Annotated in this window: 10 protein-coding genes; 4 read left to right on the forward strand and 6 right to left on the reverse strand. The window is 69.1% G+C overall.

The window, feature by feature from the left end:
* Positions 1 to 4: 4 nt before the first annotated feature.
* Together JOF29_RS31090 and JOF29_RS31095 are read right to left on the reverse strand one after the other, a co-directional pair.
* Positions 5 to 991, reverse strand: a complete 987-nt coding sequence (locus JOF29_RS31090; RefSeq protein WP_209697957.1) for an SMI1/KNR4 family protein — start codon at positions 989 to 991, stop codon at positions 5 to 7.
* A 28-nt stretch (positions 992 to 1,019) separates the two neighbouring features.
* Complete coding sequence (locus tag JOF29_RS31095) at positions 1,020 to 2,369, reverse strand: serine hydrolase domain-containing protein (RefSeq protein WP_209697958.1); 1,350 nt, start codon at positions 2,367 to 2,369, stop codon at positions 1,020 to 1,022.
* 72 nt (positions 2,370 to 2,441) lie between these two features.
* On the opposite strand from JOF29_RS31095, the gene JOF29_RS31100 reads away from it, so the two are divergent.
* Positions 2,442 to 3,116, forward strand: coding sequence for a TetR/AcrR family transcriptional regulator (locus JOF29_RS31100; protein WP_209697959.1), 675 nt, complete (start codon positions 2,442 to 2,444; stop codon positions 3,114 to 3,116).
* Positions 3,117 to 3,185: 69 nt separating this feature from the next.
* Here JOF29_RS31100 and JOF29_RS31105 read toward each other — a convergent pair whose 3' ends face one another.
* Together JOF29_RS31105 and JOF29_RS31110 are read right to left on the reverse strand one after the other, a co-directional pair.
* Complete coding sequence (locus JOF29_RS31105; RefSeq protein ID WP_307863776.1) at positions 3,186 to 4,958, reverse strand: acetyl/propionyl/methylcrotonyl-CoA carboxylase subunit alpha; 1,773 nt, start codon at positions 4,956 to 4,958, stop codon at positions 3,186 to 3,188.
* A gap of 117 nt (positions 4,959 to 5,075) precedes the next feature.
* Positions 5,076 to 6,533 carry a three-helix bundle dimerization domain-containing protein gene (locus tag JOF29_RS31110; RefSeq protein WP_307863777.1) on the reverse strand — a complete coding sequence of 486 codons (1,458 nt, stop codon included), beginning with the start codon at positions 6,531 to 6,533 and terminating at the stop codon, positions 5,076 to 5,078.
* Between the two features lie 122 nt (positions 6,534 to 6,655).
* Between JOF29_RS31110 and JOF29_RS31115 the strand changes: the two genes are divergently transcribed.
* Positions 6,656 to 7,585 carry an SMP-30/gluconolactonase/LRE family protein gene (locus JOF29_RS31115; RefSeq protein WP_209697960.1) on the forward strand — a complete coding sequence of 310 codons (930 nt, stop codon included), beginning with the start codon at positions 6,656 to 6,658 and terminating at the stop codon, positions 7,583 to 7,585.
* A 65-nt stretch (positions 7,586 to 7,650) separates the two neighbouring features.
* Positions 7,651 to 8,433 (forward strand): aminoglycoside 6-adenylyltransferase, encoded by a 783-nt coding sequence (locus JOF29_RS31120; protein ID WP_209697961.1) that lies wholly within the window; start codon positions 7,651 to 7,653, stop codon positions 8,431 to 8,433.
* A 79-nt stretch (positions 8,434 to 8,512) separates the two neighbouring features.
* Here JOF29_RS31120 and JOF29_RS31125 read toward each other — a convergent pair whose 3' ends face one another.
* Entirely contained in the window at positions 8,513 to 9,949 is a 1,437-nt protein-coding gene (locus JOF29_RS31125; RefSeq protein ID WP_209697962.1) for an Nramp family divalent metal transporter, read from the reverse strand.
* A 93-nt stretch (positions 9,950 to 10,042) separates the two neighbouring features.
* Here JOF29_RS31125 and JOF29_RS31130 point away from each other — a divergent pair, with 93 nt between their 5' ends.
* Positions 10,043 to 13,048 (forward strand): helix-turn-helix transcriptional regulator, encoded by a 3,006-nt coding sequence (locus JOF29_RS31130; RefSeq protein ID WP_209697963.1) that lies wholly within the window; start codon positions 10,043 to 10,045, stop codon positions 13,046 to 13,048.
* 102 nt (positions 13,049 to 13,150) lie between these two features.
* On the opposite strand, the gene JOF29_RS31135 is transcribed toward JOF29_RS31130, so the two are convergent.
* Entirely contained in the window at positions 13,151 to 15,268 is a 2,118-nt protein-coding gene (locus JOF29_RS31135; protein ID WP_307863778.1) for an MMPL family transporter, read from the reverse strand.
* Positions 15,269 to 15,366 lie beyond the last annotated feature (98 nt).

A 15,366-nucleotide genomic window follows, 5' to 3' on the forward strand; every position in this document is an offset into this window, starting at 1 on the left:
GCTCTTAGGAGATCTCCTGTCTCAGGACAGGAGCTCTTTGGAGACCTCGAAGGTGGTGTCGATCGGCGCAGGCGTGTTCGTAAGGACGGGATGAGGGCTGCCCGGGAGCGGCGTGCTGACGGGAGCTGAGAAGGACGTTGCTGATGATGGCGTAGACGGAGTTGGGCGCCGCCACCTTCCGCCGCTCGAGCGCTCGCCATGGGCGTCGTGTTCGGCCCCGGTTCTCGGGCTGCTCGGGTTGGCATGCTTGAGTTGCCGTACGGCCTGATCGTGGGCTCGACCAACGGCTGGGGTGGTGTCTTGTTCTTCGCGGTCTTCTGGTTCTGGCCGCTCTCAGGCTCCCGCTCAGAGTTCGACGAGGGTCCAGCGGAGGTAGGTTTCGTCGATGTAGGGCGTCCAGGCGCGGGGTGGGGATGTGGGACTGGGTGGCGGCGTGGGTTCGGTAGGCGTGGGCTTGTAGTGCGGGTTGATTGTGGGCGAGCGAGTCCGCGACGTCGGCGTACATCTCGCTTATGGTGAACCACTTCGGGCCGTCGAAGCCGCCGCCCTCGGCGTCGAACGTGCCGACGGAGCCGTGCAGGTCGCCTTGGCGCAGATCCACGAGGAGATGGGAATCGGTGCCTGCGTCGCCGATCGGGAGGAATCCGTCGAGCCATTCGGAGGACCGGCTGCCGGCCGGCTGGGTCTCGGCCGGACGGTCCCACTCGGAGTAGATCCTGCACAGCATCTCGCGGTCCCGTAGCATCCGGTCGATGCCCATCGGGGTGTACAGGACGGGGATGAGGTTTCCGAAGGCCGCCCGCCGGCCGAATCCGTTGTTCATCAGCAACCAGGCGATCAGGTCGCTCGGCAGGCGGCGATCCATCGCGGTCCGGAGCGCGGAGATCTCGCCCATCGACGCCGGCGGCTGGAGGTGTTCGAGGGCAGGTGGCAGGTGCTGCTCCAGCCAGGCGACGATCGAGTGCCACGACTCGGCTACCGGACGGCTCATAACTCCCGGATGATGTCAGAAGCCGGGCTCAACTCGTACGGGGGAAGAGGCGGCCGGCGAGATCGAGGCCGGTGATGGTGCCGTCGGAGGCGCGGGTGAAGTAGCCGAGCTGGCCGGTCAGGCCGCCTTCGGTGACGATGTATTCGTCGTTGGGGAGCAGGCCGATCTCGGCGGCGGGGTAGTCCGGGGGCATCTCGGCGTCGGAGGCGGCGCGGAGTTCGGGTTTGATGCCGACGGCGAGGGTGATGTGGGTGCCGTCGGTGGCGATGTCCAGGTTCATCGCGTCGATCTCGTAGCGGCCGGCGGCCTCCTGTGCGCGGGTGGCGTCGTACGGCAGGGGTTCGGGGTCGTGCTCGGTCAGGCCGAGGAAGTGTTCGAGCGCCCACCGGACCACGGTCTGGTTGAAGGTGTAGCCGTCGGGTCCGCCGTTCGTCAGGGACACGATCGCGAAGTTCCGGTCCGGTACGACGAGCAGCTCGGCGAACTGCCCGTTGCCGGAGCCGCCGTGCCCGATCGTCCGGACGCCGTCGATGGTCCGCGTGAACCAGCAGATCCCGATCCCGTCGCCGAACGAGCTCGCCCGCAGCTCGACGGTCCGGTCGCGCATCCCGTGCAGTACGTCGGCCGGCAGCAGCCCGTCACCGGTACCGAGGTGAAACCTTGCCCAGCGCAACAAATCGCCAACGGTGGTGACCACGCCGCCACCGGGGTTGTTGCCGCGCTCGCCGGCCCGGTTCGCCTTCCACGGTACGGCGGGCCGCAGCGTGCCGTCGTCCCCGCGGTTGTGGCCGACGACGAACTTCCGGATCATCACCTCGTCCACGTCGAACAAGGTGTTGCGCAACTCGAGCGGTTCCAGCAGCAACGAGGCGATCGCCTTCTCGTACGGCTGCCCGGTGACGTTCTCGATGATCCGCCCGGCCAGGTTGTACCCGGCCTGGCTGTACGACGCCCTGCTGCCGGGGACCGCGATGATCGGCAGCGTCGCCAGCTTCCGCACGAACGCGGCCAGCGACACGTCCCCGTCCTCGGTGTCGATGACGTTCCACTCCAGGCCGCCGGTGTGGTTGAGCAGGTTGAGCACGGTGATCCGCTCGGCGACGTCCTCGTCGAGCAGCCGCAGCTCGGGAACGTAGCGCCGTACCGGAGCGTCGAGCTGGACCTTGCCCTGCTCGACCAGCCGCAGCAGCGCGGTCGCGGTGAAGGTCTTGGAGACCGACGCGATGTGGAACAGCGTGTCCCGGTCGACCGGCTGCGGGTTGGCCAGGCTGGTCACGCCGTGCGTCACCACCGTCTCCTCGCCGTCCATCAGCACTCCGACGGCCACTCCCGGGATCCCGAACTGCTCCGCGCTCTTCGCGACGAACTCGGTCAGCATCTGCCTCACTCCTTCTCGACTTGAACTAAGTGCAAGTAGACTCTAACCCGACAATTGAACTAAGTTCAAGTCATGCCCCGAGACGTCCTCACGGTCGACCAGATCCTCGCCGCGGCCATCGCGCTGCTCGACGAGGAGGGCCTCGACGGCCTGAACATGCGCGCCCTCGGCCAGCGGCTCGGATCGGCGCCGACCGCGATCTACTGGCACATCAAGACCAAGGACGAGCTCGTCCAGCGGGCCGGCGACGCGATCTGGGCGGAGATCACGCTCCCCGATCTGGACGCCACGGACTGGCGTACGGCGGCTACGGGACTGGCGACCGGTCTCCGCGCGATGCTGCTGCGGCACCCCTGGTACGGGCAGGCGTTCGGCAGCCACCTGATGTCCGGCCGCGGCAAGTTCCGGTACGACGACCACACGCTGGACCTCTACGAACGCGCCGGCTTCGCCTCGGCGGACGCGGATCGCGCAGCCGCCACGGTGCTCGTCTACGTCCTCGGAAGCTCGCTCGGTGCCGCCGCGGAGGTGTCGCTGAACCGGCGGCTGAGCCGTGGCGGGCAGGACGCCGAGCGCACGATCAAGGAGTTCGTCGGCGAGGCGGCATCCGTGGCGGCGGAGTTCCCGCGGCTACGGGTGCGCCTGGAGACGACGGCCGCGACGGAGTACGCCGCGGCGCCCGACGACGCGTTCGAGTTCGGGCTGCGGGCGATCCTCGACGGCTTCGGGACCCGGCTTCAGCTGTGACCGCCGCCCCAGACGACGCAGAACTCGTTGTCTTCGACCGCGTCGATGACCGGGACGGGCTCCACCCGATCAGCCCTTGATCTCGCAGATGGTGGCACCGGCCGCGACGGTGGCGCCGACCTCGGCGCTCAGGCCGGTCACGGTACCGGCCTTGTGGGCGTTCAGCGGCTGCTCCATCTTCATCGCCTCGAGGACCACGATCAGGTCGCCCTCGGCGACGGTCGCGCCCTCCTCGACCGCGATCTTGACGATGGTGCCCTGCATCGGCGACGTCAGCGAGTCACCGGACGCCGCGGAGCTCTTGGTACCGCCCGCGCGCCGGGCCGGCTTCTTCTTGCCGGCAGCCCCGGCGGCCGGCGCGACCCCGCCCAGGCCGGCCGGCAGCACGACCTCGAGCCGCTTACCGCCGACCTCGACCGTCACCTTCTCCCGCTCGGCCTCGTCAGGCGTTTCGGCCGTCGGCCCGTCGTACGGCGTGAGCTGGTTGTCGTACTCGGTCTCGATCCACCGGGTGTGCACCTTGAACCCTTCGGTCCCGACGAACGCCGGGTCCGAAACCACCGAAGAATGGAACGGGATCACCGTCGGCATGCCCTCGACGACGAACTCGCGCAGCGCCCGCCGCGACCGCTCCAGCGCCTGCGTCCGGTCCCGCCCGGTGACGATCAGCTTGGCGACCAGCGAATCGAACGCACCCGGCACGGTCTCGCCCTGGTCGTACCCGCCGTCCAGCCGTACGCCGGGACCCGAAGGCGCGTGCCAGCGCAGCAAGGTCCCCGGGGCGGGCAGGAACCCGCGGCCGCCGTCCTCGGCGTTGATCCGGAACTCGATCGAGTGCCCGGACACCGCCGGGTCGTCGTACCCGAGCTCCTCGCCCTGAGCGATCCGGAACATCTCCCGCACCAGGTCCAGCCCGGTGACCTCCTCGGACACCGGGTGCTCGACCTGCAGCCGGGTGTTCACCTCGAGGAACGAGATCAGCCCGTCCTGCCCGACCAGGAACTCGCACGTCCCGGCGCCGACGTACCCGGCCTCGCGGAGGATCTTCTTGGACGACGAGTACAGGATCTCCAGCTGCTCAGCGGACAGGAACGGCGCCGGCGCCTCCTCGACCAGCTTCTGGTACCGGCGCTGCAGCGAGCAGTCCCGCGTCGACACCACCACAACGTTGCCGTGGGCATCGGCCAGGCACTGCGTCTCGACGTGCCGCGGCTTGTCCAGGTACCGCTCCACGAAGCACTCGCCGCGGCCGAAAGCGGAGACAGCCTCCCGGGTCGCCGACTCGAACAGCTCCGGTACCTCGTCCAGCGTCCGGGCGACCTTCATCCCGCGGCCGCCACCGCCGTACGCCGCCTTGATCGCGATCGGCAGCCCGTACTCCTCGGCGAACGCGATCACCTCGGAGGCATCCGCGACCGGGTCCGGCGTACCGGGAACCTGCGGCGCGCCGACCCGCTCCGCGATGTGCCGTGCCTTGACCTTGTCGCCGAGCGAGTCGATCGCCGACGGCGGCGGGCCGATCCAGATCAGCCCGGCGTCCAGGACCGCCTGCGCGAAGTCGGCGTTCTCGGCCAGGAAGCCGTAGCCCGGGTGCACGGCGTCCGCCCCGGAGCGGGCCGCCACGTCCAGGATCTTGGCGATGTTCAGGTAGGAGTCGGCCGGCGTCGACCCGTCCAGCGCGTACGCCTCGTCGGCGAGCCGGACGAAGAGCGCGTCCCGGTCCTGGTCGGCGTACACGGCGACGCTGCCGAGCCCCGCGTCGGCGGCGGCCCGGACGACCCGGACGGCGATCTCGCCCCGGTTCGCGACCAGCACCTTGGTGATCTGCTTGCTGTCGGACACAGCTGGCTCCCTTCGGCTGGCCCGAGTCTAGGGTCAAGCAGCCGTCCAGGAGGACAGGGCGTTGATCACACCACGGTGCTGGTCACCCTGTCCACCTGGTGGACAGCACTCCAGGGCTCAGCGGTAGGCCTTCGAGACCGCGTCCAGGAGTCGTTCGAGCGTGTCGTACGTCGGGGTGTCCGCGACGTCGATCACGTCCTTCGCGACCGGGATGTTGCGCTGGCTCACCACGTCCGCGAACTGGGTCTCGTCCGCGGTCCGGAAACCGTGCCGGGCCGCGAGCCGCTGCAGTTCGGTGTCGGTCGAGAGCAGTTCGCCGAGCTTCTCGCCGTTCGCGTTCAGCGAGACCAGCGTGTGCTTGGACTGCACGGTCGGCGACGGGTACATCAGCACCATGCCCGGCTTGAGCTTGCGCTCCACCGCGGCCTCGACGAACTGTGCCTCGTAGATGTTGACCATCGGCGACTTGCCCATGCCGAGCGACAGGTAGTCGTCGAACGGGCCTTCGCTGGAGTTGTCGGTGTAGCCCTGGTTAACGAACAGCGGCGCGACCAGCGGGAGCACCTTCCGCTCGTCCGCCGCGCTCTGCACCACACTGTTGTGGTTGGCAACATACGTGACGATCGACAGGAACATCGCCGCCGAGTTCGAGGTCCGCGGGTCGGTGGTGGTGATCAGGATCCGCTTGTTCACCGGGTACGTCGTGTTGCCGCGGATGTTCGTCCAGCGCCAGTTCGCCTTCGCGAGGTCGACGTACTTGCGGATGTCGAAGTACCAGGTGCCGTTGATCTTGCGGGCGATCCCGCTGGCCGACAGCAGGTCGACGATCGGCTGGTACGTCGCGATCGCCATCGGCGAGGAGAACACGGGGTAGGTCTTGCCGTGCACCGCGGGACGGCCCGAGGTGGGCTGCAGGATCCGCTCCGCGGCGGTGCTGCTGGACGGGAACGCGAAGTCGTACTTGCCGAGGTCGACCGAGGTGGCGATCTCGCGCGACCCGGCGGTGTCGACCTGCACCGCGAACCCGTGCTTGGCGAGCGCGGCCTTGACGTCGGGGTCCTCGAAGTACGCGCGCTTCTCGGAGCCGATGACCCCGCTGACGGTGATGAGTCCGGGGTTCGCCTGCGCGTCGTTGCCGTTGCGTACCACCAGCACGGTTGCCACGGTCGCCAGCACCAGAACCCCGGCAACCGCAGCCGGCAGCGCGATCGGGAAGCGGCGGCGGAAGGCACCGAACCCTCCCTGACCGTCCCGACCGCCACCACCCGCGGCGCCGTCACCGGCTGTCTCGGTGGCCGCCGCGGCGTGCTTTCCAGCTTCCAGGGTGACGGCCGGTCTGGTCCACTTGGCCTTGCGTTCGTCCGGTGCGGACTGCTCGGCCGGGTCGGGCTTCGGGGTCAGCTCCTCGCGAACGATTCGTTCGATCAGGATCGGTACATAGTCGCGGACCGGGTCGCCGGCGAAGGTCTCGCGGGCGGCGCGGATCGCGGTCTCGATGTCTTCGGGAGTATGGATGTCGGCGAAGGTCGAGGTGAGCCTGCTGGTCAGGTTCTCGATCGCCTTCTGTTCACGCACGGTGTCAAGCTTCAAGAGGATGTCTCCACATGACGGTCACTTGAGCGGCGCCGGACCTGAAGCCCCCGTATGCGGCGCCACGCATATCCTTCCGTCTGAGAGGTCCAACCAGAGGAGACGTGATGACCGGAATTCTTGAGCCGTTGGCAGGTTCCGCCCCGGCGGTCTGGGAGAAACTCGACGACCGGTTCGCCGGGATCCGCGGCGACAGCCGGCTCGAGCGGCTGTGGACCGGCGGCCGCTGGGTCGAGGGCCCGGTGTACTCCGCCGCCGGCCGCTACCTGCTCTGGAGCGACATCCCGAACGACCGCATCCTGCGTTGGGACGAGACGTCGTACCAGGTCTCCGCCTTCCGGCACCCAGCCGGCAACACCAACGGCCACACCCGGGACACCGAGGGGCGCCTGGTGAGCTGCGAGCACGGGAATCGCCGGGTGACACGGACCGAGCACCACGGGGGCATCACCGTGCTCGCCCACGAGTACGACGGCAAGCGCCTGAACAGCCCGAACGACGTGGTGGTCAGGCGCGACGGATCCATCTGGTTCACGGACCCGGCGTACGGCATCGACTCCGACTACGAGGGCTACAAGGGCGAGATCGAGACCGGTGGTTGCCACGTCTACCGGGTCTCGCCGGACGGCGTCCTGACCCGCGTCGCCGACGACTTCGACCGGCCGAACGGGCTGGCCTTCTCGCTTGACGAGTCCTTGCTCTACATCACCGATTCCGAGGCGGCGACGATCCGCGTCTTCACCGTCGACGGCGACAAGCTCACCGGCGGCGAGCTGTTCGCCGAGTGCGGCAACGGCGTCTTCGACGGCATCCGCCTCGACACCCAGGGCCGGATCTGGGCCTCGGCCGCCGACGGTGTCCACATCTACCACTCCGACGGCACCCTGCTCGGCAAACTCCTGGTCCCCGAAACCGTCAGCAACCTCGCCTGGGGCGGCCCCAAACGCAACCGCCTGTTCCTCACCGCGACAACCTCCGTCTACTCCCTCTTCACCACCGCCAACGGCGCCCCCGAGGCCTACGGCCCGCACCGCTGAAATCCGTTCGCGTCAGGGCGGCGGGCGGGAGATGATGGTCTGCTGACCTGATGCGAGGAGGAGCTGTGACTGTGGTCGGCGAGCGAGTGCCCGAACATCTTCGAGGGCTTGCGGAGCAGGTGGTGAAGTCCGCCGAAGCGGACGAACGGATGCTGGCGGTGGTCGCCGGCGGATCGATCGCCGCCGGAACGAGCGACGAGTACTCGGACCTGGATCTTGTGCTGGTGTGTACGCCGGAGAGCCACGAGCAGGTGCTAGCCGCGGCCACCGAGTTCGCAGAACGCGTCGGGCCGGTGCTGACCAGCTTCACCGGCGAGCACGTCGGAGAGCGGCGGCTGCTCATCGTCCTCTACGGCCCGCCGTTGGCGCACGTGGACCTGAAGTTCGTCACGCCCGAACAGCTCCAGGACCGGGTCGAGGACGGCATCGTGCTCTGGCAGCGCGACGATGTCGTCGCGCGCGGGTACGCCGGATCGGTGCCGCACTGGCCGGAACCGGATCCGCAGTGGATCGAGGACCGGTTCTGGGGCTGGGTGCACTACATCGAGGTGAAGATCGCCCGCGGTGAGCTGTTCGAGGCGATCGACGGGCTGGCCGCGCTGCGGTCGGCCGCGATCGCTCCGCTGGCGCTCCGCGGCCGGACCGCGAGGCCGTCCGGCGTCCGGCGGCTGGAGGCACTGGTGCCCGAGCTCGTCCCGGAGCTGCGCGCCACCGTCGCGACCGCGGACGCCGACGACTGCCGGCGCGCGTTGCGGGCGGCGGTCGCCGTCTACCGCACGGTCCGCGAGGGCGTGCCGATGGTACGGCGGACCGCCGCCGAGGAAGCCGTTGTCGGCTTCCTCGGCTGAACCTGCGTGCAGGCAGAACCCCGCTCCACCGTCCTCGAACCGCCCGTTCGAGCGGGTTCTGCCTGCGTGGCGGTCCGCGTTACAACTTCTTGAGTTGGTCGATGGCGGTGAAGACGGCCAGGAAACCGAAGGCGAGGAACGAGAACAACAGCACCGCGGTGCGGGAGGTGGTGATGCGGATGGCGTCGGGGAGGGCTCGGGAGTTCATCCACCAGAGCAGGGCGGAGTAGATGAACATCATGGTGCCGGCGGTGCAGGCCGAGATGACCAGGAGGACGAGGGGCTGGGTGAGGCCGGCCAGCAGGACGATGATGCCGAAGGCAACGAGTCCCCAGACCAGCCAGAAGTAGAGCTTGGACTCGGTGATCTTCGACGTCCGCAGGTAGCGGGCCTTGATCATGTCCGAGGCCAGCCGGGACGTGTAGTCGACGATCCCGGCCGCCGCGGCGAACAGCGAGAACGCGCCGACTGCCCAGAACAGGTACCCGAACCAGCCGCCGGCGATCGTCTGCAGCGTCGTACCCTCGAGCTTCAGGAAGCCGATGCTGTTCTGCACACCGGCGTTTCCGAACAGGGTGGCGTGGGCGAGCATCGAGGTGAACGCGATCGTCAGTACGGTGATCGCCACGAAGGTCGAGGCCTGCTCGATGTTCGCGAACCGCCACCAGCGCCGCCAGCGGGCGAGGTTCGCGTCGTCCGGCGGGAACGTGTAGCCGTTGGCGGTCGGGTCGGCCTCGGTCTCGCCGGTCACCGGCGACGTCAGCCGCGGCACGTGCACGCCCATCCCGAAGCCCTTGTCGCGGATCCAGTTGCTCTGGACGAGGTTCTGCCCGCCGCCGGCACCGGCGTACGCGATCGCGCCCATCACCAGCGCGAACCCGAGCTGCTCGGCCGGGAACTGCGGCTGGGTCACCGCGTGCCCGAGCGCGCCGTAGGTCTTCCCGCGGATCGCGAACACCAGCGCGAGCACGACGAGCAGCGCGACGGCCGCGATCTTCACCGCGATCAGCCGCTCCAGCATCACGTAGACGACCGGCGCGAGGGTCAGGATCGCGCCGATCACCAGCAGCATCACGATCGCGATCCAGCGCGGGTCGCCGCCGCCGAACAGGTAGGTGAGCATGCTCGCCGAGCTGGTCGCCCAGCCCGGCCAGAGGTTCGCGAAGTACGTCATGATCGCGAAGAACAGGCCCCAGTGCTTCCCGTACCGGTTGAAGCCGGTCAACGCTGTCTCACCAGTTGCCAGCGTGTACCGCTCGATCTCCATGTTCAGGAACCATTGGACGACCACGCCGACGACGGCGCCCCAGAGGAACACCAGGCCGACCTGGCTGGAGATGTACGGCCAGAGGATGAACTCGCCGGACGCCAGCCCGACACCGGCGCCGACCATACCGGGGCCGATGATCTTCCAGGTGCTCGCGGGCGGCTCGGGAAGGTCGCGGACCTGCGGTGCGGGCAGGTTCTTGGTCGGTAGTGCGAAGTGTCCGTGGTCGGTCGGTGCGGTGTCTGTCATCAGGCTCCCTCACTGGTCGACCCCCTGGACCGGAGGGTAGCGAATACTGTCGACAACGGCGACCCGACACAGACCGATGGCAGACTGGCGCTCATGGGTGGGGTGACAGTTCTGACCGCGTCGTACGCCGGGGCCGCGAGTGCGCCGGCATACGCCCGGCTGGCGGGGTTGGCTGCCGAGCTGGCGGGGGAGCAGCTGGTACGGCGGGACGCCGGATGGCCGGTACTCCTGTACGCCTCCGCGGACGAAGCGATCGAAGCGGCCAAGGCCCTCCGCGAGGCGGCCGCGCTGGTGCCGGCGGGCGAGCTGCTCCGGATCGCGCTGCACACCGCGATGGCGGTCGCCCCGGCGGTCCGCCACGCGGAGCAGTTGCTCGCGATCGCCAACCCCGGCCAAACGTTGCTAACCGCAACAACCACGGCCATGGCCGAGGCCCGGGGCATCTCGGATCTTGGTGTGCACAGGTTGCGGGATCTCGGATCGGCGGAGCGGATCTTCGAGTTGACGGCGACCGGCGTACCGCTGCACTCGCTGGACTGCGTACCGAACAACCTGCCGGTGATGTTCACCAGCTTCGTCGGTCGTACGACGCAGGTCGCCGCGCTGCGCACGCAGCTCGCCGGCAGCCGGCTCGTCACGCTGACCGGCCCTGGCGGCAGCGGCAAGACCCGCCTGGCCGCTCAGACCGCCGCGCACCTGGCGGAACGCTGGACGGACGGCGTGTGGTGGGTCGACCTGTCAGCCGTGACCGACAGCACCCAGATCCCCGAGATGGTGGCGGCCGCGGTCGGCCTGCTCGTCGAGCCGGGCGATCGCCTACTGATCGGCCAACTGCGGCACAAACAGGCCCTCGTCTGCCTCGACAACTGCGAGCAGATCATCGACGGCGTCGCCGAGTTCGTCACCGCCCTGCAGACCGGCTGCCCCGAGCTCAGCATCCTCGCCACCAGCCGCGAACCTCTCGACGTCCCGGGCGAGTCCGTCTGGCGAGTCCCCGCGCTCTCCCCGGACGAAGCCCGAACCCTCTTCCTGGAACGCTCGGACGCGTCAGCGGACGACGTCGAGGCCGAGCGGGCGGTCAGGGCGATCTGCCTGCGGCTGGACGGAATCCCGCTGGCGTTGGAGCTGGCGGCCGCGTGGGGCCGGACGTTGACGCCGATGCAGATCGAAGCAGGCCTGGAGGACCGGTTCGGGCTGCTGACGAAGAACGTGCGCGGAGCTGCGGCACGGCAGCGTACGTTGGCGGCCTCGATCGACTGGAGCTACGACCTGCTGGATGACGACGAGCGGCAGGCGTTCCGTCGGCTGGCCGTCTTCGCAGGTGGGTTCACACTCGAGGCCGCGGCAGCGGTGAGCGGCGCCGTACCGAACATCCTCGCGCGGCTTGTCGACAAATCGCTTGTCGTCGCCGAGGACGGGCGGTACCGCTTGCTGGAGACGATCCGCGAGTACGCCGCCACCCGCCTGGCCGACGACGACGTACGGGATCGGCATCTCGACCACTACCTGTCCGTCGCCGAGGCCGCGGAAGCGCTGCTGGACAGTGATCGGGACGCCTGGCGGGCGCTGATCGAGCCGGACCGGGAGAACTACCGCGCCGCGCTCGAACACGGTCTCGCCGCCGACGACCCGGACCGCGGCCGCCGGCTCGCCGCCGCGCTCCGCTGGTTGTGGAACCTGCAGGCGACCGGCGCCGAGGGCATCGGCTACCTGCGGCGGGCTGTCGACCGCGCCCCGGACGACCGAACGTTGCTGCAGGCCCGCTTGTTCTACGGCTATGCGACGGTCGCCGACACCGTCGACCCGTTCGGGTACGACGCCGCCGGCCGCGGACTCGACCTCGCCACCGAGCTGGGCGACGACCGGCTGCGTTCGCTGTTCCTCGCGATGGTCGCCGTCGGCGAGTTCTTCACCGACTTCCAGAAGGCCTGGGACCTGACGGCCGAGGGCGTGCGGCTCGCCGACGGCATCGGCAACGAACACGCCCGGAACGCCAACGTCGGCCTGCAGTGCGTCCTCCTGTCGCTGTGGGACCGCCACGACGACCTCTACCCGCTGCTGGACCGTGCGGCCACCGGCCTGATCACCAGCGGCGAACGCGGGATCGCGTCGACAGTCCTCACCACCTGGTCCGAGAGCCTGATGTCCACCGGCGAACCACGGAAGGCCGTCGAGCTCGCCGAACGCGCCCTGGCCGCGGCGGAACCGCTCGCCGACTTCCACCGCGTCGGCTCGGCCCGCGCCCAGCTCGCCTCCGTCCTGGTACGCACCGGGCGGCCCGACGAGGCCCGCGCACTGATGCGACCGCTGCTCGAGCTGGCCGACACGGGCTCCGTCGTACCGAATCTCGGGCAGGTGATGAGCGTGATCTCGTACTGGACGGGGGAGTACGACGCTGCCGTCGAATGGCTCGCCCGTGACACCGCGCCGGACAGCCCGCTCGCCGGGACGTTCGCGCCCGCGATGCTGCTCCCGACCGTCGCCGCCGCCAAGCGTGCCCTGGGCCAGGACACGACCGAGCTGCTCGAACGTGCCGCCGACCTGGCCCGCGCCTACAACCTCCCGCGGATCCTCGCCGACGCACTCGACCAGCTCGGCCGGACCGCGATCGCCGAACGACCCGACAAGGCCGCCGAACTCCTGCACGAGGCGCTGACGATCCGCGTCGACCACGGCCTCCGCACGTACCTCATCGACAGCCTGGAATCCCTTGCCCTGCTGGCGAATCACACCAACCGCCCCGCGGACGCGGCTCGCCTGGCCCGCGCGGCTTCCAACGCCCGCGACGACATCGGCCTCGCCGTACCGGCCGACCACCCCGAACTGCCGTTGTCCGACGAGGCGCCGCTCACGCTGGACGAGGCCGTCGCCTACGCCCGCCGTACCCGAGGAACGCGCGGCCGCCCGTCCTCCGGCTGGGCCAGCCTCACCCCGACCGAGGAACAGGTCGTCGCGCTGGCGGTCGAGGGCCTCAGCAACCCGGAGATCGGCGAACGCCTGTTCATGAGCCGTGGCACCGTCAAGACCCACCTGGCCCACGTCTACACCAAACTCGGCGTCGCCAACCGGACCGAGCTGGCGTCCCTCAAGAAGCCCTGACCAGCTCCACAGCCTTCGCGATCCGTCGCCGGCACCTCCACCCAGGCGCCGCCGGCGTCGTTCACCACGATGTTGCCCTCGAACGTCGCCATGTCCGGCAGCCTAGGACGCCAGCTTGCTGGGCCACCAGACCTTCTTGCCGATGTCGTGGGCCAACGACGGGACGAGCAGGGAACGTACGACGGTGGTATCGAGAAGTACGCCGAACGCGACCATGAAGGCGATCTGGGCCAGGAACAGGATCGGAAGGACCGCCAGCGCCGAGAACGTCGCGGCGAGGACCACCCCGGCCGACGTGATCACGCCGCCCGTGACGGCCAGGCCGACCAGGATGCCCGGTCTGGTGCCTTGTTCTTGGGACTCCTCACGGACCCGGGTCATCAGGAAGATCGAGTAGTCGATGCCCAGGGCAACCAGGAACACGAACGCGTACAACGCGATCCCCGGGTCCGCGCCCGGGAACTTGAACACGTGGTTGAACACCAGCGCGCTGACCCCGACCGTGGCGCCGAACGACAGCACGTTCGCGATCACCAGCAGGACGGCGGCGACCAGCGAGCGGAGCAGCAGCATCAGTACGACGAAGATCACCGCGAGGATCGTCGGGATGATCACCTTGAGGTCGCGTTGCGCCGCGTCCTGGACGTCGAGGTTGATCGCGGTGTTGCCGCCGACCAGGACGTCCGGGCTGATCGAGTCCAGGTCCGCCCGCAGGTGCTTGACCACCTTGATCGCGGCGGGCGAGTCGGCCCGGATCTTGAGCGTGGCCTGGACCAGGACCTTGCCGTCCACAACCTTCGGCGGTACGCCGGGAGCGACCGACGCGGAGGCGGCGCCGACACCGTCGACCTTCATCGCGGCCTGCGCCACCTGATCCGCGAGCGCCACCGGGGTGAGGATCTCGACGGGCGTACCGGCGCCGGCGTCGAAGTGCTTGCCCAGCTGCTCCTGCCCGGTGACCGACTCGACCTTGTTCAGGAACAGGTCCTCCTGCGACGTACCGCTGGCCTTGAACGTCGGCAGGAACGCCGCGCAGGCCAGCAACGCCAGCGCACTGATCACCCAGACCCGCCGCGAACGCCGGCCGACCAGCCCGGACACGCGGCCCCAGAGCCGCCGCCCGCCGACCTGGTCGCGGGAGTGCACGTGATCGACACGCGGGATCGACGGCCAGAAGATCCGCCGCCCGAACGCGAGCAGGACCGCGGGCAGGAACGTCATCGCCGCGATCAGCGCACCGGCGATCCCAAGCGCACCGACCGGGCCGAGACCCTTGGTGCTGCCAAGCCTGGAGAGCAGCAGACAGAGCAGACCGAGGATGACGGTCGCGGCGCTGGCTGCGATCGGCTCGACCGCCGCCCGCCACGCGACCCGCATCGCCTGGTACTTGCTCTCGTAGTCGTGCAGCTCCTCCTTGTAACGGGAGACGAGCAGCAAGGCGTAGTCCGTCGAGGCGCCGACGACCAGGATGAACAGGATGCCCTGACTCTGCCCGTTCAGCTGCAGAACGCCGTGCTTGGCCAGCGGGTAGACGACCGAGGCGGCCAGTGCGAGCCCGAAGACCGCGGTCAGCAGTACGGCGATCGGCAGGATCGGGCTGCGGTACACGATCAGCAGGATCACGAACACGACCGCGAGCGCGACGCCGAGCAGGATCCCGTCGATCCCGCTGAACGCGACCACGAAGTCGGCGAACACACCGCCCGGACCGGTGACGTACACCTGCAGCCCGGCAGGAGTGAGCGTGTCCTTGATGTCGGCGCGAAGTGCCTTGGCCACGGCGTACAGCACGGTCTCGCCCTGGCCGACGACCTCGTCGGCACGGTTGCCGTCCACCTGCACGGTGAGTAGCAGAGCCTGGTGGTCGTCGGACGGCCGTGCGGTCCCGACCGGGGCGACCAGGTAGTCGCCGACCTTCTTGCCGGCCCCGAGGTCGAGCGCCGGGATGCCGGCCACGAACGCGGTGACCTTGTCCTTGTCCGCGGTGCCGATCGGGGTGTCGCGTTCGATCAGGACGAAGTACGGCAGGGCCTTGGAGTCGAAGAACTTGGCCGCCTCGTCAGCCACCACCGTCGACTCGGCCTTCTTCGGAAGGAAGTTGGCATTGTCGTTCTGCTGGACCTCGCTGAGCTTGCCGACGGCCGGACCGCCCACGGCGCCCAGGACGAGCCAGACGATCAGTACGGCGGCGATCCCCGCCCTCCACCTCCACCGGTTCACGTGCCGCAGAGTACCCGCAACCTCTCAGTCCCCGCCGGAGGGTGTGCGGGACCCGTTTCGGCGGCGTAACAACAAGATGACTACGCGGAAACACCCCG

The sequence above is a fragment of the Kribbella aluminosa genome, assembly GCF_017876295.1.
GTDB lineage: Bacteria > Actinomycetota > Actinomycetes > Propionibacteriales > Kribbellaceae > Kribbella > Kribbella aluminosa.